At 36.3% G+C, this 22,998-nt stretch carries 18 protein-coding genes; 16 read left to right on the top strand and 2 right to left on the bottom strand.

Translation table 11 applies throughout. The features are described from left to right. The first annotated feature begins 68 nt into the window (after window positions 1-68). The 16 genes from EDD72_RS01155 to EDD72_RS01085 all read left to right on the top strand — a co-directional run bounded on the left by EDD72_RS01155 (window position 69) and on the right by EDD72_RS01085 (window position 21,766). Entirely contained in the window at window positions 69-1,385 is a 1,317-nt protein-coding gene (locus EDD72_RS01155; protein ID WP_132766787.1) for an MFS transporter, read from the top strand. A 306-nt stretch (window positions 1,386-1,691) separates the two neighbouring features. Continuing rightward, window positions 1,692-5,366, top strand: coding sequence for a nitrate reductase subunit alpha (locus EDD72_RS01150; RefSeq protein WP_132766786.1), 3,675 nt, complete (start codon window positions 1,692-1,694; stop codon window positions 5,364-5,366). Next, on the top strand, window positions 5,356-6,885 hold the full coding sequence (gene narH, locus EDD72_RS01145) for a nitrate reductase subunit beta (protein WP_132766785.1): 1,530 nt from the start codon (window positions 5,356-5,358) through the stop codon (window positions 6,883-6,885). The genes EDD72_RS01150 and narH overlap by 11 nt, the downstream gene beginning before the upstream one ends. Next, entirely contained in the window at window positions 6,875-7,411 is a 537-nt protein-coding gene (gene narJ, locus EDD72_RS01140; RefSeq protein ID WP_132766784.1) for a nitrate reductase molybdenum cofactor assembly chaperone, read from the top strand. Before narH ends, narJ begins: the two co-directional genes overlap by 11 nt. Window positions 7,412-7,413: 2 nt before the next feature. Beyond that, complete coding sequence (gene narI / locus EDD72_RS01135) at window positions 7,414-8,133, top strand: respiratory nitrate reductase subunit gamma (RefSeq protein WP_132766783.1); 720 nt, start codon at window positions 7,414-7,416, stop codon at window positions 8,131-8,133. A 630-nt stretch (window positions 8,134-8,763) separates the two neighbouring features. After that, entirely contained in the window at window positions 8,764-9,579 is an 816-nt protein-coding gene (locus EDD72_RS01130; RefSeq protein ID WP_132766782.1) for a putative bifunctional diguanylate cyclase/phosphodiesterase, read from the top strand. Between the two features lie 73 nt (window positions 9,580-9,652). Then, the gene (locus EDD72_RS01125; protein WP_132766781.1) at window positions 9,653-11,437 is read left to right on the top strand and encodes a methyl-accepting chemotaxis protein; all 1,785 of its coding nucleotides are present in this window, start codon (window positions 9,653-9,655) and stop codon (window positions 11,435-11,437) included. 172 nt (window positions 11,438-11,609) lie between these two features. Next, window positions 11,610-12,824 carry a dicarboxylate/amino acid:cation symporter gene (locus tag EDD72_RS01120; protein ID WP_132766780.1) on the top strand — a complete coding sequence of 405 codons (1,215 nt, stop codon included), beginning with the start codon at window positions 11,610-11,612 and terminating at the stop codon, window positions 12,822-12,824. Between the two features lie 236 nt (window positions 12,825-13,060). After that, a complete protein-coding gene (locus EDD72_RS01115) occupies window positions 13,061-14,167 on the top strand; it encodes a hypothetical protein (protein WP_132766779.1) in 1,107 nt (368 codons plus the stop codon). A gap of 65 nt (window positions 14,168-14,232) precedes the next feature. Further along, window positions 14,233-14,511, top strand: coding sequence for a hypothetical protein (locus EDD72_RS12645; protein WP_207893603.1), 279 nt, complete (start codon window positions 14,233-14,235; stop codon window positions 14,509-14,511). Between the two features lie 58 nt (window positions 14,512-14,569). Next, window positions 14,570-16,468: a cell wall-binding repeat-containing protein gene (locus tag EDD72_RS01110; protein ID WP_132766778.1), complete on the top strand. Its 1,899-nt coding sequence runs from the start codon at window positions 14,570-14,572 to the stop codon at window positions 16,466-16,468. A 9-nt stretch (window positions 16,469-16,477) separates the two neighbouring features. Continuing rightward, window positions 16,478-19,483, top strand: a complete 3,006-nt coding sequence (locus EDD72_RS01105) for an Ig-like domain-containing protein (RefSeq protein WP_132766777.1) — start codon at window positions 16,478-16,480, stop codon at window positions 19,481-19,483. A 169-nt stretch (window positions 19,484-19,652) separates the two neighbouring features. Further along, window positions 19,653-20,705: a hypothetical protein gene (locus EDD72_RS01100; protein ID WP_132766776.1), complete on the top strand. Its 1,053-nt coding sequence runs from the start codon at window positions 19,653-19,655 to the stop codon at window positions 20,703-20,705. A gap of 4 nt (window positions 20,706-20,709) precedes the next feature. After that, window positions 20,710-21,117: a hypothetical protein gene (locus EDD72_RS01095; RefSeq protein ID WP_132766775.1), complete on the top strand. Its 408-nt coding sequence runs from the start codon at window positions 20,710-20,712 to the stop codon at window positions 21,115-21,117. A 128-nt stretch (window positions 21,118-21,245) separates the two neighbouring features. Next, the gene (locus tag EDD72_RS01090) at window positions 21,246-21,464 is read left to right on the top strand and encodes a JAB domain-containing protein (RefSeq protein WP_132766832.1); all 219 of its coding nucleotides are present in this window, start codon (window positions 21,246-21,248) and stop codon (window positions 21,462-21,464) included. 17 nt (window positions 21,465-21,481) lie between these two features. Then, window positions 21,482-21,766 (top strand): YgiT-type zinc finger protein, encoded by a 285-nt coding sequence (locus tag EDD72_RS01085; RefSeq protein WP_132766774.1) that lies wholly within the window; start codon window positions 21,482-21,484, stop codon window positions 21,764-21,766. Between the two features lie 267 nt (window positions 21,767-22,033). Here EDD72_RS01085 and EDD72_RS12430 read toward each other — a convergent pair whose 3' ends face one another. Further along, on the bottom strand, window positions 22,034-22,174 hold the full coding sequence (locus EDD72_RS12430) for a hypothetical protein (RefSeq protein ID WP_165894890.1): 141 nt from the start codon (window positions 22,172-22,174) through the stop codon (window positions 22,034-22,036). Between the two features lies 1 nt (window position 22,175). Next, on the bottom strand, window positions 22,176-22,394 hold the full coding sequence (locus EDD72_RS01075; protein WP_132766773.1) for a hypothetical protein: 219 nt from the start codon (window positions 22,392-22,394) through the stop codon (window positions 22,176-22,178). Window positions 22,395-22,998 lie beyond the last annotated feature (604 nt).

Raw genomic sequence — 22,998 nt, 5'->3', positions numbered from 1 at the left:
AACGAAGAAGTAGAATGAAATTAGCATGATATGTAGATAATAAAATATTCAAAAAAGGAATGGTAGAGATGAACAGGGAAGAATTACTACAAAAGTATAATTTAAAAGGGAACCCGAATAAAGGTTTAATCATGGCAACGTTTGGCTTTTTTATTGGATTTGCTGCGGTATCATTATATGGTCCTGTTGCAACCAATTTTAACAAAATCATGCATATGCCAGGACTTATGCTCGGTTTTCTAGTTGCGGCACCAAACCTAACTGGATCTTTACTACGAATTCCGTTTGGAGCCTGGGTGGACAAAGCAGGTGGAAAGAAGCCCTTTTTAACTTTATTCCTTTTATCCATCATCGGAATGGCCGGATTAACAACAATTCTTTACTTATACTATCCAGACAATCTTACATTAAAAATGTATCCACTCATCTTTTTATTTGGTTTGCTTAGTGGCAGTGGAATTGCAACGTTTTCTGTTGGCGTTCCTCAGACATCATATTGGTTTCCACAGAATAAACAAGGTTTTGCTCTTGGGGCATATGGTGGTTTAGGTAATACCGCTCCAGGGATTTTTGGAATATTACTTCCTTTTGCATTAGTAGGATTAGGCTTGCCAGGTTCTTACGCCACATGGTTTGTTTTTTTAGTTGTAGGTACCGCGATTTATGCTGCATTTGCCCAAGATGCCTATTATTTCCAATTGCTTAAAAAAGGTGTAAACCAAGATGAAGCGAAGAAGGTGGCAAGGGAATTAGGACAAGAATTATTCCCTTCAGGAACTGTTGTACAAGCGTTAAAAATCTCTGCAAAAGTGCCTGGTACTTGGGGATTAGTAGCCCTTTACTTTACATCATTCGGTGGATTTTTAGCATTAACAACTTGGTTCCCAACTTATTGGATTCAATATTATGGAATCGGTGTTCGTCAAGCAGGTCTATTAATGGCATTAGGGTTCTCGATTCTTGCTTCGTTTATTCGTGTTTATGGTGGACATATTAGTGACAAATTCGGTGGAGAAAAAACAGCAATAGCTAGTTTTATGATCGTACTTGTCGGATCGGTTATTCTCATTCTTTCAAATAGCTTTGGAATCTCCTTATTAGGTGAAATTGTTATGGGTGTTGGTATGGGAGTAGCTAATGCGGCAGTATTTAAATTGGTTCCTAAATATGTTCCTAATGCACCTGGAGGAGCCAGCGGTTGGGTTGGTGGTTTAGGAGCATTTGGCGGGTTTGTCGTACCACCTATTTTAGGAGTTTTTGTTGATAGTTTTGGTAAAACTGGCTATTCAAAAGGATTCATGGTTTATACCGTTTTAGCCGTTTTTTCCATTGTAATCTCTATGGTATTAATGAACAAATACGGTAAGAATGCCAAAATAGCCTAACGAATCATTGTATATATGCTTTACCCTCCCATTTAAATAGATAAACAAGATTTTTATCATCTCTAAAACCCTGAAAAAGTCTCAGTGAATCATCACTGGGACTTTTGCTTTATATCGTTCAGCCTAACTTCAATGTTTAAGATTTCTTCGAGTCTAACCTTAAGGGTTCCGCTTTCTAGGCTCTGCTATGATAGGGAATCTTCCCGCGCCAAAATAGGGGAGTTCCCCGATATGGTAAAAAAAATAGAAAGGTTACAATGACAGTAAAGATTGTTTTGGTTGATTAGGAAAGAGAGGAGAGACCGCATGAAGAAAAAGCTTTCACCTTTGATGAAGAAGCTTCGTTTCTTTCGTCCGAGTGAACGTTACTCCAACGGATGGAGCGAATTAACGTCACAGGATCGGGAATGGGAAAAGATCTATCGTCAAAGATGGCAACATGATAAAGTTGTTCGTACCACTCATGGTGTAAACTGTACCGGTTCATGTAGTTGGAAGGTTTTTGTAAAAGACGGAATTATTACTTGGGAGAATCAGGCCATCGATTATCCAACAACAGGGCCAGATATGCCTGAATTTGAACCACGGGGCTGCCCAAGAGGAGCCAGTTTTTCGTGGTATACCTATAGTCCACTTCGTGTGAAATACCCATATGTTCGTGGCGTATTGCTTCAATTTTGGCGTGAAGCATTAAAAGAAGCAAATGGAGACCATGTTGAAGCGTGGGAACGCATTGTAGAAGATCCAGAGAAAGCACGTGCCTATAAATCGGCTCGGGGAAAAGGTGGCATGGTTCGTTCTACATGGGAAGAGGTTTACCAAATCATCTCCGCGCAATTAATTTACACGATTAAAAAGTATGGCCCAGATCGCATCGCTGGTTTTACCCCCATTCCAGCAATGTCAATGGTAAGTTATGCGGCAGGTTCCCGTTTCTTAACATTGGTAGGGGCACCAATGCTTAGTTTCTACGATTGGTATGCCGATCTACCGCCCGCTTCACCGCAAATTTGGGGTGAACAAACAGATGTACCAGAGAGTAGTGACTGGTATAATGCAGGTTATTTAATGATGTGGGGATCCAACGTACCGTTGACCCGTACACCTGATGCTCACTTTATGACAGAAGTTCGCTATAAAGGAACCAAAGTGGTTTCTGTCAGTCCAGATTATGCTGAGTCTGTAAAATTTGCCGATACATGGTTAGCGGTGAATCCTGGTACGGACGGAGCTTTAGCACAAGCGATGACTCATGTGATTCTCAAAGAGTTTTATGTAGAAAAAGAAACCCCATATTTTATCGAATATGCTAAGAAATACACAGATCTTCCCTACCTCATTACCTTGAAGAAAAAAGGGGATACATTTGTAACCGATCGCTTCTTGGTAGCTAGTGACCTAGGATACCCATTAGAAAATGCAGAATGGAAAACGGTCGTCCTTGATGAAAAAACCAACCAATTTGTCGTACCCATTGGCAGCATTGGGCACCGTCATGAAGGAAAGGGAACATGGAATCTCAAGATGCAGGATGAACAAGGGAATCCTTATGATCCAAAAATGAGTTTACTTGGAGTAGAAGATGAGATTGTATCCCTTGAACTTCCTTACTTTGATGATACCAAACGAGATGTTCTTCTCCGCTTTGTCCCTGTAAAACGAATTGAGAAAGACGGGGAAGAAATGGTTGTAACAACCGTTTATGATCTCATGCTTGCTAACTACGGCATTGATCGTGGATTACCTGGTGATTATGCGAAAAATTATGATGAGAAAAAAGCCTATACCCCAGCATGGCAAGAAGAATATACCAGTGTCCCAAGGGAGCAAGTGATCCAAATTGCACGCGAATTCGCCCAAAACGCAATCGATACCAAAGGTCGTTCGATGATTATCATGGGTGCAGGAATTAACCACTGGTATAACGCGGACACCATCTATCGGACGATCTTGAACCTCGTATTATTAACGGGTTCACAAGGAGTAAATGGCGGTGGTTGGGCCCATTATGTTGGACAAGAAAAAGTCCGTCCTGCAGAAGGATGGCAAACGGTAGCTTTTGCCCGTGATTGGCAAATGCCACCAAGATTGCAAAACGCTACTTCCTATTATTATTTTGCGACTGATCAATGGCGGTATGAAGAGTTACCGATGAATGAACTTAGTGCAGCATATGTTGAAAAGCCAAGATACCAACATGCAGCCGATTATAACGCATTAGCGGCTCGATTAGGATGGTTGCCTTCTTACCCTCAATTTAATCGCAATTCCCTTCAATTAGTAGAAAAAGCAAAGAAAGCAGGAGAAGAGCCAATCCCATATGTGGTGAAAGAGCTAAAAGAAGGTCGAATGCAGTTTGCAGTAGAAGATCCAGATCATCCAGTCAACTTCCCACGTACCTTATTCGTGTGGCGGGCCAACTTGATCTCTAGTTCAGGGAAAGGCCATGATTATTTCTTAAAACATTTACTTGGCACTACTCATGGTTTGTTAGGAGAAGAGAGTAAAGAATTACGTACAAACGAAATCAAATGGCATGAAAAAGCTCCAGAAGGGAAATTAGATCTACTTGTCAATCTAGAATTCAGAATGTCTGGAACCGCATTATATTCGGATATCGTCTTACCAGCAGCAACTTGGTATGAAAAACATGATATTAGCAGTACGGATATGCATCCATTTATTCATCCGTTCAACCCTGCGATTAATCCTCCATGGGAGGCAAAATCGGATTGGGATATTTTTAAGGGATTAGCGAAAGTTTTCTCTGAAATGGCAAAAACCTATTTACCTGAAGTTCAAAAAGATATTGTGGCTGCACCATTGCAGCACGATTCACCTGACGAGATCGCCCAACCATTTGGTAAAGTAAAGGATTGGCGAAAAGGGGAAGTTGAACCGATTCCAGGAAAAACCATGCCGAAACTCGTCATTGTGGAACGGGATTATACCAAAATCTATGACAAATTCACAGCGCTTGGACCATTAGTAGAAAAGAATCCAATTGGAGCCCATGGCGTATCTTGGTCGGCGAAAGAGGAATATGAAGAATTGAAGAAAATCAATGGCACTGTGAAGTCTTCGACGATTACACAGGGAATGCCACAGTTAGAAACGGCTCGTCAAGCAGCAGAAACGATCATGACCTTATCTAGTGCAACAAATGGGAAAATGGCTTTGAAGGCATGGAAATCGGAAGAGAAGAAGACGGGTTTGCAATTGAAAGACTTGATAGAAGGACGGATAGATGAGAAATTTGATTTCAATAGTATCACTGCTCAGCCAAAAGAAGTGATCCCAACCCCAGTCTTTAGTGGAACGAATAAAGGACGTCGTTACTCTCCATTTACGACCAACATTGAACGCCTTGTCCCATTTCGAACGTTAACGGGTCGTCAACATTTCTATGTAGATCATGAGATCATGTTGGAATATGGAGAAGGTTTGCCTACATTTAAACCAACCTTACCAACACAAGCCTTTGCGAAGCATGAAAACATGCCAGATGGAGAAGGAAAAACCATTACCTTACGTTATTTAACTCCACATGGTAAGTGGAATATTCACAGTATGTATTACGATTCTTTAACCATGTTAACCCTCTTCCGTGGAGGTCCAACCGTTTGGATGAATAACGAAGATGCGGAGGAGGTTGGAATCAAAGATAACGATTGGATTGAAGTATACAATCGAAACGGTGTCGTTGTGGCTCGCGCAGTTGTCAGTCACCGAATGCCAAAAGGAACCACCTATATGTACCATGCGCAAGATCGTACCATCAACGTGCCAAGTTCACAGATTACTCATTTACGTGGGGGTACACATAACAGCCCAACACGGATCCATTTGAAACCCACACACTTAATTGGCGGATATGCACAATTTAGTTACGGATTTAACTATTACGGTCCAACTGGAAACCAACGTGACTTAAAAGTGGTCATTCGCAAACTCAAGGAGGTGGATTGGCTTGAAGATTAAAGCACAAGTCGCCATGGTCATGAATCTTGACAAATGTATTGGTTGCCACACCTGTAGTGTGACTTGTAAGAACACCTGGACCAACCGTCCAGGTGCTGAATACATCTGGTTCAACAATGTGGAAACCAAACCAGGGATCGGTTATCCAATGGAGTGGGAAAACCAAGAAAAGTATAAAGGTGGTTGGGTTCTTAAGAACGGGAAATTAGAATTAAGAGCCGGAAACCGTGTCAACAAATTAGCAAATATCTTTTATAACCCAGACTTACCAACGATTGATGAATATTACGAACCTTGGACTTATGATTATGATAAGTTAACCAATAGTCCCCAAAAAGAGATTCAACCCGTAGCTCGGCCAAAATCCCAGATTACTGGTGAATATATGGAATTGAAATGGGGTCCGAACTGGGAAGACGATTTAGCAGGTGCTCATGAAACTGGAAAACGGGATCCCAACCTAAAAGGAATCGAAGAAGAAATCCGTTTTGAATTTGAACAAGCGTTTATGATGCATTTACCACGAATTTGTGAGCATTGTCTAAACCCATCTTGTGTAGCTTCTTGCCCTTCTGGCGCGATGTATAAACGGGACGAGGATGGAATCGTCTTAGTGGATCAAGAAGCATGTCGTGGATGGCGTTTCTGTATGACAGGCTGCCCATACAAAAAGGTCTATTTCAACTGGCAAACCCAAAAAGCAGAAAAATGTACCCTCTGTTTCCCACGCATTGAAGCTGGGTTACCTACCGTATGTAGTGAAACCTGTACTGGACGAATTCGCTATATTGGAGTCCTTCTCTATGATGCAGATCGTGTAGCGGAAGCAGCATCTGTTGCAGATGAAAAAGAATTGTATCATGCCCATTTAAACTTGTTTCTCGATCCCAATGACAAAGAAGTGATTGAGCAAGCACGTCGTGATGGAATTAGCGAAGACTGGTTAGAAGCTGCTCGAAAATCACCCATTTACAAGTTAGCGATTGAATATGGCATTGCCTTACCCTTACACCCTGAATATCGGACACTACCTATGGTTTGGTATGTGCCACCATTAAGTCCAATTATGAATCGGATCGAAGGAAAAGGTTCTTCATTAGACCCATTAGATATTTTCCCTGCTATTGATGAAATGAGAATTCCTGTTCAATATTTGGCAAATTTACTTTCAGCAGGGGACGAGCAAGTGATTACAACTGTTTTAAAACGAATGGCTGCGATGAGACAGTTTATGCGTGCTAAAAATCTTGGCAAGGAATATGATACCAATATCCTTCAAGGGTTAGGATTAAATGAAACGATGATTGAAGAAATGTATCGTTTACTGGCAATTGCCAAATATGAAGATCGCTTTGTGATTCCGACAGCACATAAAGAGGAATTCATGTACCTCTATTCTGAGCAAGGAAGTACGGGATTTGACTTTAATGGTGGGGATTGCAGTACTTGTATGACAGGAGATTACTACGGAGACAACACTAGTTTCTTCCTGATGATGGGGGACAAAAATGGGAAATAGAGAAATCTTACATCTGATCTCCATCCTTTTACAGTATCCTGATCCAGAGTGGTTTGAAGCCGACTTAGAAAGGGGAATTAATGATCTCTCCGATTTAAATCCTGAAATCTACGAGAAGTTAAGAAGTTTTTTCCAGTTTATTCGGCAAACAACCATTGATAAGTTACAAGACCTCTATGTTCAGACCTTTGATTTTAATGAAAAAACCAATCTTTATCTAACTTATTCAAAGATGAAAGAGGAAAGGGAACGGGGCGTAGTCTTGGTCGAATTAAAACAATTCTACGAACAAGCTGGTTTTATCATGGAGACGGATGAATTACCCGATTACTTCCCCCTCTTCCTTGAATTTATTACGGTAGCAAAAGATGAGGAGATAAAGAAACTCCTTGCAGCTTTTCTCCCAGCGATTGAAACATTAAAGGATGAATTGTTAGCGATTAATAGTCCTTACGCCAATCTAGTAGAGGCTAGTTTATTCATCCTTCATCAGATTTTACCAAATGACACTTTGAAGGAGGTGTAAAGATGAACTTTTGGAATCAATTTTGGTGGGTTATCTTCCCCTATTTGATGCTTGCCATTTTTGTCATTGGCCATATCTATCGCTATAACACAGATCAACTCGGCTGGACAGCAAAATCCAGTGAAATTATGGAAAAGAACACCTTAAAATGGGGAAGTATCCTCTTTCATGTGGGAATTTTGATGGTTCTTGGCGGCCATTTGGTCGGATTACTCATTCCAAAAGCTTGGACAGAAGCAGTTGGGATAAGTGAAGAGATGTACCATGCAAGTGCTATATTTGGTGGTGGTATCGCTGGATTGATTACCTTTACAGGGATCCTTATCCTCTTATTCCGCCGGGTCAATGTAAAACGGGTGCGTATGACTAGCAGTTTCAGCGATATGCTAGTTGTGATTCTTCTATTCATTGAGATTGTTATGGGAATGTACAATACCTTAGGTTATAACTTGTTCGTCGGCGGTTTTGACTACCGAGAAACGCTTGCGCCATGGTTACGGGGATTACTTGTTTTCCGACCTGATCCTACATTAATGATCGATGTTCCCCTTTTTTTTAAGTTGCATACCCTGTTTGCCTTTGCGATCTTTGGCATCTGGCCATTTACGAGATTGGTACACGTGTGGAGTTTTCCGTTAGAGTATTTAAAAAGAAGTATGATTCTTTACCGCAGTAGGAATGCACAAAGAGTTATGCAAATCAGACAATTACAACAAAAATAATAATAGCCATTTCATAACTTATCTTTATATAAAAATAGGAAAAGGATTACTAAATATAGTATCCTTTTCCTTTTTTAATAGGATTAATATAAAATCATTTTTCTATAATCATAAACTATGAGAAAGGCAAACAACTTAAATATTATCATCATTATAGTATTAATTTACTATATATCACGATGTAATACTATTGTAAAATAATAACTTGGAAGGAAATTGAAATTCTTATTCATTAACTTTTTATATGGGGAGAGGAATGCATGGATAAGAAAATATATCTTTTATGGCAATAATCATAAACATTTTTATATTTACCCAAAAGTGCCGCTACCTGATGGATACGATCCAACAACTTGTGAATGGTACCAAGAGGATTTCAAGAATAAGGACAAGAAAGGGGTTGTCCTAATAGTAGATCGGATCTACAGTAAATATTGTAATACAATTATAGTACAAATTTACTATATATAACGGTGCAATATCTATTATAAAATAATTACTATCAAAAAACTTGAAATTTTTAAGCAATCTTATCGATTTTTTATATAAGTATGAATGATTCAGGAAAGTCAATGTTTTAAATGCTTAACACTAGGACCCTAAAAAACGAAAGGTAAAGTGGGGATTTATATGGAGCATTATTCAGAAGATGCTGTTAGAAGGCAACACATTATTATGGCTGATCTGTTACATGCAATTGAACGTGATGAATTTGTGGTTTACTACCAACCTCTTATGAATGTGACAACGAAGCAAATTACGGGGGTTGAAGCGTTAATACGTTGGCAACATCCTACTTTAGGAATGATTCCACCAGTAGAATTTATCCCTTTGGCAGAAAAAACAGGGGTGATTAATGAATTAGGCAAGTGGGTATTAAGAAAAGCAAGTGAACAAATAAAATCGATTCATTATGAAGGATTTTCAGATATAAGGATTATGGTAAATATTTCACCACTTCAATTACAGGAACCAAACTTTGTAGAGATGGTAAAGCAAATATTAGAAGAAACCCAATTAGACCCACATTATTTAGATCTGGAAATTACTGAAAACATAGAAACACAACCAAATCAAAATATCCTTAAAAAAATAAGAGAGTTACAATCGATGGGAATTCAAATTTCAATGGATGACTTTGGGACTGGCTATTCTTCATTGAGTAAACTTAGGGATTTGCCCTTTGATACGGTTAAAATTGATGGATTATTTTTACAAAATGTCCCTATAAATAAAAAGAATGCTACTATCGTTGAAACACTGGTTGCATTAGGAGAAAAATTAAATTTAAGAGTTGTTGCTGAAGGGGTAGAAACCAAGGAACAACTTAACTTTTTAATCGATAAACGCTGCCAGGAAATTCAGGGTTATCTGTTAAGCAAACCCATTCCATTTAATAAGTTAAAAAGTTTTTTGAAATCGAAAATAGTATTTGATTTAATCTAATAGTTATTGATAGTAAACATAGAAATGATAGAAGAATACTCGGAAACTTAGGCATGTAGGTGGGAGGTTAAAAATGAAAACAATAAAATCTAAATTAATCGTTTTTTATGTCATTGTTGTACTTATCATCTTAGGGTTTTTAGGTGGATATAGCATCGTATCTACAATCAATCAAAATCAACAATCATTAAAACAGTATAAAGAAAGTCTGTTAAAAGATTATGATACAATGGTTAAAGGTCAAGTCGAAACCGCAGTTACTCTATTAAATTATGCGTATAATCAATATCGTAATGGAAGTATGACAGAAGATGAAGCAAAAAAGTTTGGAATTCAGTTAGTCAAAGAATTACGCTATGGAGAATCAGGATATTTTTGGATCGATCGAACAGATGGAATTTTAGTTGGACATCCAATGATTCCGAAAGAAGAAGGTACTAACCGAATAAATCTCCAAGATCCTAATGGTGTTTATATCATTCAAAATATTATTAAAGCAGCGAAAAATGGAGAAAATAATGGTTATTCAGAATATATGTGGGAAAAGCCAAAAGATGTAGGAACGAATAAGTTAACGAAAAAAAGAGTCTATTCTAAACTATTTGAACCATGGAATTTTATTGTAAGTACAGGTAATTATATTGATGAAATTGATAGAATAGTGAATCAACAGGAAATGATATACAGGCAAAACATGCAAAGGAATATTTTGATTATACTTGTAGTAATAACAACACTACTATTCATAACGGGAATCATCGTTTATCTTTTTAGCAATAAGTTATCTAAGCAAATCTCAATGATCGTTGATCAAATAGAGAAAATAGCCAATAAGGATCTTTCGGTGAATGAAATTGCGATTGATTCTAATGATGAGATTGGCAAACTTGGTAAAGCACTTAATATTATGGTAGCTAATATTAAAGACTTAGTAAAAGAAATCATCGTAAATACTAGAGATATAGAAACTTCAAGTCAACAATTATCAGCTTCGGTTGAGGAGATTGTCATTCAAAGCCAAAATATCAATGCTGCTACACAACAAATTGCGGCAGGAATGGAAGAAACAAGTGCCGCTACCGAGGAGATTAGTGCATCAGGTCAAGAAGTAGCCAATACGACAAAACAATTTGTCGCAAGCGCCAAAGAAGGAAATGTAATTGTAAAAGAAATTGAAAAAAGAGCGGAACAAATCAAAGAAAATGCGGAACAATCGAGTACATTAGCAGAAACGATGTATGCAGAAAAACAAGCGCGAATTTTGAAGGCTATTGAAGATGGGAAAATAGTTGCTGAAATTGGGAAAATGGCTGATGTCATTGCTGAAATAGCAGATCAAACTAATTTACTTGCTTTAAATGCAGCAATTGAAGCAGCAAGAGCTGGAGAACATGGCAGAGGTTTTGCTGTTGTGGCCGATGAAGTAAGGAAATTAGCAGAACAATCGACGAATACCGTTTCCGAAATACAACAAGTGGTGAAACAGGTACAAGGAAGTTTTCAAAACTTATCAAACCATGCAAATGATATCTTGCAATTTATCAATGATAAAGTGAATAAGGACTACAAAATGCTTCTAGAGACTGGGGAACAATACCAACAAGATGCGAACCTAATTGGCCAAATGTTTGCAGAGTTTACAGAAAAGTCGGAGCAAATCTCTAACTCGATCGAACAGATAAATGCTGCGATTGAATCTGTCGCTTCCTCTGTAGAACAGTCTACGGCAAGTTCGCAAGATATTTCTAACAACTCGGTAGAAATTACTACAGCGATTGAAGAAGTGGCAAAAGTGGCCAATGCTCAAGCTGAACTGGCAGAAAAATTAAATGAAATGGTAAAGAAATTTAAGATTTGATAAATAAATCAAAAAGGGGATGGTTTACAAACTGTCCCTCTTTTTTTCTATTCATGCAAAATAAAACGTTTTTAAGAAGTAACGACACAAAAAAGTATTGTATTTTTAGACACAATATTGTATTCTCATACATATTTATAGTATTTGATATTAAAAATTGGGAGGGAACTAGATGAAGCTGAACTTATTAACCCAAATTTTTATTGCTTTTATTCTTGCTATTTTATTAGGCTGGATCGTTGGTCCAAGTATTGAAGTGATTAAACCTTTAGGAGATTTATTTTTAAGATTAATTAAATTTATCATTGTACCATTAGTCTTATCTTCTTTAATTATAGGGGTTGCAAGTATTGGCGATGTAAAAAAACTTGGACGAATGGGAACAAAAACCATCGCTTATTATCTTGTAACGACCGCTATTGCTGTTTCCATTGGTTTAGTTCTCGGGAATCTTTTTGACCCTGGTAAAGGAGTTAATGTAAGTGGAGTACAAAAGGCGGTAGAAGTTAAGCAACCAACCAGCATTGTGGAAACACTACTGAATATTGTTCCTATCAATCCGTTTAAATCTCTTGTTGATGGAGAAATGTTACAAATCATCTTCTTTGCTCTCTTTCTAGGAATTGGTATGACCCTTATTGGGGAAAAAGGGAAAACATTGTACAAGTTTTTTGATGATTTAGCAGAAACTATGTACAAAATTACGGGCATTGTGATGAGATTCGCACCCATTGGAATTTTGGGATTAGTTGCACCAGTTGTTGGTAAATATGGATTAGATGTTTTATTACCCTTATCGAAAGTCATCTTAGCTGTTTTAATCGGTTCGATCTTACACGCTTTACTGGTTTATTCCTCATCTGTGAAGTTCTTTGCGAAAATGAGCCCTTTGAAATTTTTTAAAGGGATCGCCCCAGCAATGCTTGTTGCCTTTAGTACATCAAGTAGTGCAGGAACATTGCCAGTTACCATCAAAAATACAGAAGAAAATCTAGGAGTTTCAAAGCGGGTAAGTAGTTTTGTTCTGCCTTTAGGTGCAACGATTAACATGGATGGTACTGCACTGTACCAAGGGGTAAGCGCCTTGTTTATCGCTCAATTTTTTGGGATTGACTTAACGCTATCTCAGCAAATCACGATCGTATTAACAGCCACATTGGCTTCAATTGGAACAGCTGGAGTACCTGGTGCAGGATTAATTATGCTGACGATGGTTTTACAATCTGTAAATCTACCGATTGAAGGTATTGGTCTTATAGCAGGTATTGACCGTATTTTAGATATGATTCGTACCACGATTAACATCACTGGTGATGCTTCTGCTGCAGTTGTGGTTGCCGCTACAGAAGGAGAGTTAAGTGAAGACATGTCCGTAAATGTACTATAATAAAAGTAGGTAATAAAGCCAGCGTCATTATGACGTTGGCTTTAGTTTTTGTGTGCGCCTGGGTACAAGAACCCAAAGGCTAAAGATGCATCGGTATATACTCGATTTGCGCTCAAATACTCTGTCGGACAAAGATAGATTTTCTTTTTACCGTCTGTATTAACATAAGATAAAAATTGGGAATTAATTCACATTCACTGTATAATAGGATATATAGACTTATGGAGGTGATAACCATGATATTGCGATTGCTTGAGATTCTTACAGAAACAAATAAAGGAAATATATTCGAGCAAGTTTTTGAAACGATTAGAAAACTCATCGGTTACAGTTTTATGGGAATTATTATGGTTACTGTTATTACATTATTTACTCCACATAGAGAAGGTTTTCAAGTTTTACTTAAACTGCTATCAATCGCTTGGCATTATATCATCAATTGGGGTGATTGGGTATTTATTATTGTACTGATTAGTTTGGGATTGGCACTAAAACCCACAACATTTTATAATAAAGCTGAAGAAATCCGATTAAATATGTTCTGGTTAGAAACAGCACGGTGGGAAAGGACCCCATATATTGCACCTTTACATTTATATTACTTATTGGCTGTTCCCAATTCATATTCACCTTATATAAAAGATATATCCAAAAATAAATTCTATCAAATCGTCATGAATCAATTCAGATCAAGAGTTTATACCAATACTGGACACAGTTCACTAGAACCATCCAGAAAGCCATCAAGACTTAAAATTATAGGAATTAAATCTTTTTTTCCTATCATAGCAGGAATTGGCTTAGAAGTTTTGTTTTTCTATTCACTTTACGATACAAAACCGATCAATAAATGGTTTACTGGATTAGAACGATTTTTAATACCAGTTGTCGTATTTATTGCCTCATGGGTCATTCAACAAATATTAGCGATCATTATTTTTTCTAATCCACGAAAATTGCGAAAAGCAATCGAAAACATGTTTGATGAACCAGAACCAAAGATACCATGGAGAGAAGCATTTCCTGATAAAAAACTAGGGCAAATGATTATTCAATCTTGGCAATACCATGTTGATTTGAAACAAAGAGCCTTATACAAATACTTAAATATACCGTATCCAGTCGATAATAAATGGGAATATGAGGATAAAACGATTGCTCCATATCCATTCCCATCCGAACAAATTCCAGAATGGGCAGATGAAATCGAACAAGTATATTTCAATAGTGTTGACCAATGGAGAGAAGAACAATTGCAAACTGTAAACAAACAAGTAAAAGTAACAAAAGATAAATCAAAAGGAAAAGTTGTTAAATTTACTAAAAGAAAATTAAAAATTTAGCTGGCTCTTATGAGCTGAATATAAATTAGTCAGTAATTTTCCTCACCTCTTTAGTACAGAAGAAATTGTATACTGAAAGTCTAGAAAAAAACGCTAGATTAACAGCAACAACACCTAATGCAGATAGTTTTTTTGAAGATGAATTCAGAGTAGTATCTATGGATTTTATAGATGATTCCAATGCTACTTTTCCATATACTTATCATCATCCTATTTATCATTTCGATGTACTATACTCAGGTCCAACCATTGTTGTCGTTATAGAAACATATGGACCACGATTTTTCAAGGGTGAGAAAAATATCATAAGAAGAGCAGCCTCTTATTCATATAAATTTTACTAAAATTGTCAGAGTTACTATAATGTAAAATAAGAAGAAAAAAGTTAAGGAGTGATTCAATTTGAAGCGATTTTTACCTTTAATGTTTGGGATTGTAATGCTATTTAATTTATTCTTCCCCATTACGTCAAAAGCATTTTCTCCACCTTATTATCCAGAATATCCCGGAAAACCATACTATGTAGTTGAAACAACATCAGACAATAGTACACCAGATAAAGCACAAACTATCACTCTTCCGGGACCAAATGACGGTTATCCAAATAATTACACCTATGTAGAAGGTGAATTTACCTCTTTAGATGATGTGGATTATTATACTTTTAACGTAAACCAAAGAGGAACTGTTGAAGTAATTACATATCTAGAACCAGGTTATCTTCAGTTTTATTATAAAAGTATTACAGGTAAAAATTATGATGGGAAAATGGTTACAATTGAGGATACCGGAAGCGTATTTGGTCGAATGACTTTAGAGAATATATATCAAGATAATAAAATCATTTTAAAAGTTAAAGCAATACAAAATACAGGAAAATATATTTTTCGAGTTTCATTAAATATTCACTATCAAGGTGTTACTGATCCCCATGAAATAAATGGTTATAATGATATTTTCGATTTGGGGAGCCATTATTATGAATATACACCTGTTCAAAACGGGGCTTTAATATCGAGTGTATGGGCAGGCAGCAATGATGTATTTGATAATTTTAGCATACAAGGGGGAAATAATGGTACATTAAGCTTTGAAGTGATTTATCCGCAAGACGAATTCGATAGATGGAGAACAAAAGATTACTATATTCCATACCAAGTATATGCAGAAAAGAAAGATGGTACTTTTGATTACATATTTAGTAATGGAACTCTAGGTATGCCGAATCGTATCTATGCGAAAACTCTTCAAGTAAACAATTCCAACTATACAGGAAAATATGTATTACAATTACAACAAGCAAGTTTTTGGAATAGGAATTATCAATTTAAAATGACGTTTACACCTGCTACAAGCACTCCTTCGCAACCAACTAATCCAACACCATCACCAACGCCGGTTAAACCAAGTACGAACAGATTCGCAGGGAATGATCGTTTCAGTACAAACTTAGCCATAACAAATCAATTAGCTTCAGATTCTTTAGATTATGTGATTGTGGCAGCAGGGGATAACTTTCCAGATGCCCTAACCGGTGGGGTATTAAATACCGCTTTAAATGGTACGATTCTTTTAGCGACGGATGATACAACAACTTTAAATAAAGAAGTAACGGAAGTTCAAAGATTATTAAAACCTGGTGGTAAAGTCATTCTTTTAGGCGGGCCTTCTGTAGTATCTACAAAAGTTGAAAATGCTTTTAAAAATAAGTTTCCAGTACAACGAATTTATGGGCAAGGAAGGGTAGAGACAAGTATTGCGATTGCAAATCAGATTAATACGAATCCATCTGAAATTGTGATCGCTTATGGAGGGGATTTTCCGGATGCTTTATCGATCGTACCATATGCTGCTAAAGTAAAAGCACCCATTATTTTAAATATAAGCAAAAAAGAATTAGATCCAGTCGTTTTAAAATACATTCAATCCAAAAATATTCAAAAAGCAACGATTGTAGGGAGTACTGGAGTAATTTCAAAATTAGCAGAAGATCAACTTAAAAAATATATTCCTACTGTTCAAAGAGTTGGAGGAAAAGATCGTTTTGAAACATCACTGTTCATAGCAAAAACCTTCTTTAATGATAGTCAAACGATCATCTTTGCGAATGGTTACAAACACCCAGATGCTTTAAGTGGAAGTAGATTAGCTGTGGATTATAATGCACCTATTCTTATCACAGCACCGAAACAATTAACAGTAAATACAATTAATCATTTAAAAACCAAGCAAATTAAAAATTATTTCTTTTTAGGTGGAGAAGCTGTTGTTAGCAGCACAATCATTTCACAAATAAAGTAGGGGATTTAAGTGAAGAAAAAACTAAAACGAGTCATTGCCTTATTCGTTATAAGTGCTACTTTGATTATAAGTAGCACTTCTTTTCAAGTACAAGCGGACCGTGTCTCTGGACGAGGGTATAACGCAACAGGTGCAGATGATTATAGAACATATAACTATTTAGATACAACAGTAACACCACCGCTTTCATCTCAATGGAGTAAACCTCTTTCAAGTCCAATACCTTCATATGGTGCGATTTTGACCAATTATCGTCTTTATTATGGAAGCGGCAATACATTTTTTGGTACGAGTGACCAAACAGGCCTTGATGCTGATGTTCCTAAGACTCAAGATTATAATGTAGGAAAACCTTTTAGTTTTGAGTTAAGTTCGTATTATGGACCTGTTTCAAGTGATACTGCTATTTTATGGTTGGAAAATGGAGGGAATTTATTATTTGGAACAGCAAACGGTTTTGTTGGAAGAGTAACGGGTTGGGGTCTTTATGATAAGCAAAATCAACAAACCGTTTCTTTTTCAAATGATTTAGGGGACGCTGTAAAATATATTGGGGATGCAGGAAGCGGACAATATTTTGCTGCTGCATCAGATACAAGGGTTACTATTATTGATACAGGGTTAGGCAAACACGGTGGATTTTCTGTCGATTCAGGTGGAAGATTTACTGGGATTACTCGTATATCTGGCCATGCAGGATTCGGAGTTAGTTCAGATCATGGAGATAATTTAGGCTATTTATATTTTTATGAATGGACAACGGATGATCCGAACAAAACGACGTATGATAAAAAATTAACTTACTACGCCGGTTTATTAAAACACGTTGCTTATGATAATGCAACAGGATATATCTATGCAGTAGATAAGAAAGGCCGATTTTACAAAAACCATTACTCAGATACAGGTTACGCAAAAGTTTTTAGTTATGCAGGAAATGCTTCAAATCGTGGTTTTCGCTCTGTTGGAGGAGTGTTGTTAAATGGAGGTTATGCTTATGTTTCCACAGAAACCAGTTATAATTCATCTAACGTAGAAGTATGGCAAGGAACGATTACAAAAATAAATACTTCAACCGGAAGTAAGTCATATTATGTACATCCTTACTCCATCACAACAACACCCATTATGTTAAATGGGTTGCTCTACTTTGGAGACAGTTATGGAAAAGTGTGGGCGTTAAATCCTTCTACTATGCAACTTGTAAAGAATATTAATATTGAAAACGGGATTTATTATGATTACTTTAATATAGGAGAAAGAGTGGATAACATTGTAGGTGCAGATAACCACTTAATCGTCTTTAGTCAACACTATATAAACGCTTTCAAAGGACAACCAGACTATTATGTTGCAGCACAAAAGGTTGGAACTACAAATTTAAACGGGTATCGGGTCAACTTTTATAATAGTACCTTACCTACGATAAACATTACGCAAACGATCGGAAATAAGGGTACTTTCGATTATTCAATATACACAGATTTTGGCGGTTCCAACACACAGACAACAAGTTTTCAAATTCATAGAACAAATGATTGGTACTCAGTTCCGATTAATACAAGTCTGATCACGAATAATGTACCTGATAATTATAAAGATGAAAATGTTTTGTATACAAATAATCCTCAACGATTTCAAATACCTGTAAATGGAGCTTTTAACTTATATTATTCATTTACACCTCCATCAGAAGGGAAATATAGACTTAGAACGATTGCAAATGAGGATAAACGCCAAAACGAATTTGATGTATATGGTTCTAACCAAGTTGACGCTTATTTTGATGTTGTCGATATGAGGAATCCCAACACATGGACGTCCAAATCATCATATCGGCCAAATGAAGATGTTGTATTTGGATTAAGCAAAACACAAACTTTTTCTTATTCCTCTTACCTATTACAAGTAAAGAATCCAAGCGGTACGGTGATCTATTCATCGAGCGGAACAACTTTCCCCTCTAGTTTAACAATGACAGGAAAAACTGGAACACCAGGGAGATACTCGTATCAATTAAGTATTAAAAATACGTATGGTGATACCTTATACTCAGGATGGAAATACTTTGATGTAGTTAATCAGGCTCCAATTGCAGGATTTAACACAAATAAAACCACTTATTATTTAAATGAAATAATATCTGTGACAAGTACAGCTAGTGATTCAGATGGTGACTCATTAACATTTTCTTATACGATAAAGCGTCCTGATGGGACAACCTTTACCAATACAAATGCCAATTTTAGTTTTACGGCAACACAAAGAGGAACGTATACAATAACGCAAGTAGTAAAAGACCCTTATGGCGCTAGCGCAACATTAACAAAAACCGTACAAGTAGTAAATCGCTCACCAATAGCGGGTTTTGTGATAGATAAGCCATATTATTATATTGGAGACAATATGGTAATCACGAGTACAGCAAGTGATCCCGATGGAGATCCACTCACTTATTCCTATGTAGTGACTAGACCTAATGGAACGACATTTACGAATACCAATGCTAACTTTTCATTTAAAACCGATCAAATAGGATACTATACCATTAAACAAACAGTAAATGACGGGCATGGTGGAACAGCGGTAGCAAGTTTATCTGTAGAAGTTAGAGATTTATCCATCATTGGTCATGTCAATCATACTCCTGATTGGGAACAAAAACATACAGCAAAGGGACACACGCCAGAACAGTTCTATTCAGGAGAAAAGTTCTTGGTAGCTGCTGATGTAGTAGATCAACCAATAAATTATGTAAAGGTTGAATTCTTTGGAAACCAAGTAAATGGTAGACTTCTCTATCTAAGTACCAATTTACAAAAAGTAACGAACATTTATTATACGGGTGAAGTTTATGATGAATCGATGATTGATCCATCAACCATGTTACAAACAGGACCTGTAACATTCAAATTCACAGTAGAATATGCAAACGGAACAGTTAAGACAAATATTGTGAATGTAGAGATCATCGGGTCTGTCTACGATGCCTTCCAACTTTACCGGTCCTATTAAAAATGGAGCTGTCTAAAAAGTCTATTTAAGTTGACAATCCGCCAAAATTAAACCCCAAAGAATGTTCAATTTACCGCATTCTTTGGGGTTGCTTTTCGATAAGATAAAAATTGGGAATTAATTCACACTCACTATATAATAGACATATAGACTTATGGAGGTGATAACCATGAAATCATTGGGATCGTTTGAGCATCTTACAAAAAGAAATAAAGGGAATATATTTGAGCAAGTTGTTGAAACGATTAGAAAACTCATCGATCAAAGTTTTATATGGGTTATTACGATTTCTGTTATTACATTATTAACTCCCCATATAGAAGGATTTCAAGTTTTACTTAAGCTGTTATCAATCGCTTGGCATTATATCATCAATTGGGGCGATTGGGTATTCATTATACTGATTAGTTTAAGATTGGCACTAGAACCAACAACATTTTACAATAAAGCCAAAGAAATCCGCTTAAATATGTTCTGGTTAGAAACAGCACGGTGGGAAAGGACCCCATATATTGCACCTTTACATTTATATTACTTATTGGCTGTTCCCTATTCATATTCACCCTATTTAAAAGATATATCTAAAAATAAATTCTATCAAATCGTCATGAATCAATTCAGATCAAGAGTTTATACCGATATTGGACACCGTTCACTAGAACCATCCAAAAAGCCATCAAAACTTAAAATTATAGGAATTAAATCTTTTTTTCCTATCATAGCAGGAATTGGCTTAGAAGTTTTGTTTTTCTATTCACTTTACGATACAAAACCGATCAATAAATGGTTTACTGGATTAGAACGATTTTTAATACCAGTTGTCGTATTTATTGCCTCATGGGTCATTCAACAAATATTAGCGATCATTATTTTTTCTAATCCACGAAAATTGCGAAAAGAAATAGAAAACATGTTTGATGAACCAGAACCAAAGATACCGTGGAGAGAAACATTTCCTGATAAAAAACTAGGGCAAATGATTATTCAATCTTGGCAATACCATGTTGATTTGAAACAGCATGTTGATTTGAAACAGATTGTTCCATATCCATTCCCATCCGAACAAATTCCAGAATGGGCAGATGAAATCGAACAAGAATATTCCGATAGTGTTGAAAAATGGAGAGAAGAGCAAATGCAAATTGTAAACAAACAAGTAAAAGAAACAAAAAATAAATCAAAAGGAAAAGTTGTTAAATTTACTAAAAGAAAGAAGGGTTAACAAAATGAAACAATTAGTAAAATTACATTTGTCCGTAATTTTTGGTTGGGGAGTTATTCTATTTGCAATACTTGCTTCTATATCATCTCCATCCGATCGTATGAATCTGTTTGTAACAGCAGGCATTCTATTATCCATTCGTTATAGCGTACTAAAACCCGTTGCAATGCTTGAAACCATAGGAGCAGGATTATTTTATTTTAGCTTATGGGATTTGATATTTGGGGACCGAGATTCCTATCTACCTAATACCGTTAGTATGATTTTGTTTCCAATCGTAATCATACTTCTAATATTTACTTTCGTGAACTACTCACCACTTAGCTATCGCTTGAAGTGGGAGCTTCTCAGCTCCACGACGAAAGTAACCTTTCGTCTCCCTGAGCGTTACTTCGGGTCGTTCCAACCCTAGGCATCCGATGATTTGGAGTTCTTTTGTACCTTGGATATTTTACGCATGAAAGGATCAGCTTGGTTGAAGTTGATTCATATCCCACTTTCATTAAACTACGCAAGATTTAGAAGTGGGAGACTTCTCGACTGAAGAATGTTAAAATAGCGGTTGCATTAGGAGCAGCAGCCAACGTTGTTGGTCATAATCACCCAAGTGGAGATCCCACTCCTAGTAAAGAAGACATCTCTATAACACAAAGGCTTTCTCAAGCAGGTGAGATCTTGGGAATCGAAGTCTTGGATCATATTATCATCGGTAATTTTACCGATAGATATGTGTCTTTAAAAGAGGAAGGTTATATCTGATAAAAGGAGGGTGTTCCATGCACGAGTACAATTTAGATTGTAAAGGGGCATTTAGAATGGAACGGATAACATTAGAACGGAAAGTACATTATAATGACGTACAATTAAAAGTTGATAATTTTCCAATAAAAAAATGTAATAAATGCGGTGAAGAAGTATTTGGGCTTACAGATCTAGTCATGTTAGATTTATTTGCTCTTGAATCGAATGCGGGAGAGCAAATACATGTTGATTTCTCAGTAATTAAGGAACGATTCAAAGACAAAGACTTAATGGAAGAAGTACTTAAATACAAAAATTAATTTGAAGTCATCGCCCATCTATAGAGATGGGTGTCTTCTTGCCTATTTTAACCTCATGGAGCAATGACATACTGAAAGATTTAATAAATAAAATAAATAATGGAGAACTAAGATATAATCTTATCATATTAGATAAAGAGATGTTCCCTGTACACATATTTAATGATGTTCAATGGTATCAAACCTTTGATCCGAATAAGGTTCTAATTTTATTTTTGATGAGAATAAAAATGAAAAAGAAAATTAAAAAGATTTCCTAAAAAGTTGTTAAATTGCATTAGAATTTACTCCATCCAATGCACCAACCTCTTGAACGACAGAAATGGGATGTTTATATTGACGTTTATCTGTGTTATGATTAGAATAAGTCATCAGTAAATCCTCCATATTATCTTTTTTATCCCCCATTTCACCACCTCTTATTTTTATAATACTCGAGTGCATCAAATTTTTCTCCAACATATCTGTAATGATTATTCATATTTAAATTAATTATTTTGTCAGTAAGTTTGTAATGATTATTCGTTGATGCTTCCCAAGGTTTTTCTTTTTTTGAGAGAAACTCCCCTGAAATCAGTCCAATAAGCATAGGTAATACAAAAATTATAGTGATCACTTTCATGATCATACCCATTCCTCCATTTTATTTAATATATCTATTATAACATAGAACTCACTAGAGAAATTAAACTTTTCCTCCTTATCTGTTCCTCATCCCTTCTTGATTTACTTAGCCATATTTCTGCTCCTTTTGCAAAAAATCGGTACGGATTTATGAACAAAGTATTATCTTTGTTTCTCGATTCGTATCTTGTAACTTTTTCGTTTGGGCGGGGGTGCGTCGCGCGCGTCGAAAGGGGGTAAGCCAAAGAAAAAGAATCACGTATCGAACAAAGGTAGATAAATACGGCAAGTAGAAAAGGGTGAGCGAAAACACACGGGCGAAAGAAAGTGGAAGAAACGGAAAGCAGGTTGGGTCATGAGAAATGTGGGGATGATTGGATAAGAATATGAGTTTCTCTAGTGAGTTGCTTTTTGTAAGTGAAATATGAAATTGGTGGCCGATGAGTACATAAAAAAACCTGTAGTTATTTTCTACAGGCTCTCTGATTTATAATCTTTAATGAACTATATTCGGTGAAAAGGTAAAATCATCTAATTTGTATCCTGGAAAATGTGTTGCAATCCCGTTCATTATTTTTCTTCTTTTTCATTCATTTCACTCCATGCTT

It is taken from the genome of Tepidibacillus fermentans (genome assembly GCF_004342885.1).
Lineage (GTDB): Bacteria > Bacillota > Bacilli > Tepidibacillales > Tepidibacillaceae > Tepidibacillus > Tepidibacillus fermentans.
This window is presented reverse-complemented; position numbering and strand designations above follow the sequence as displayed.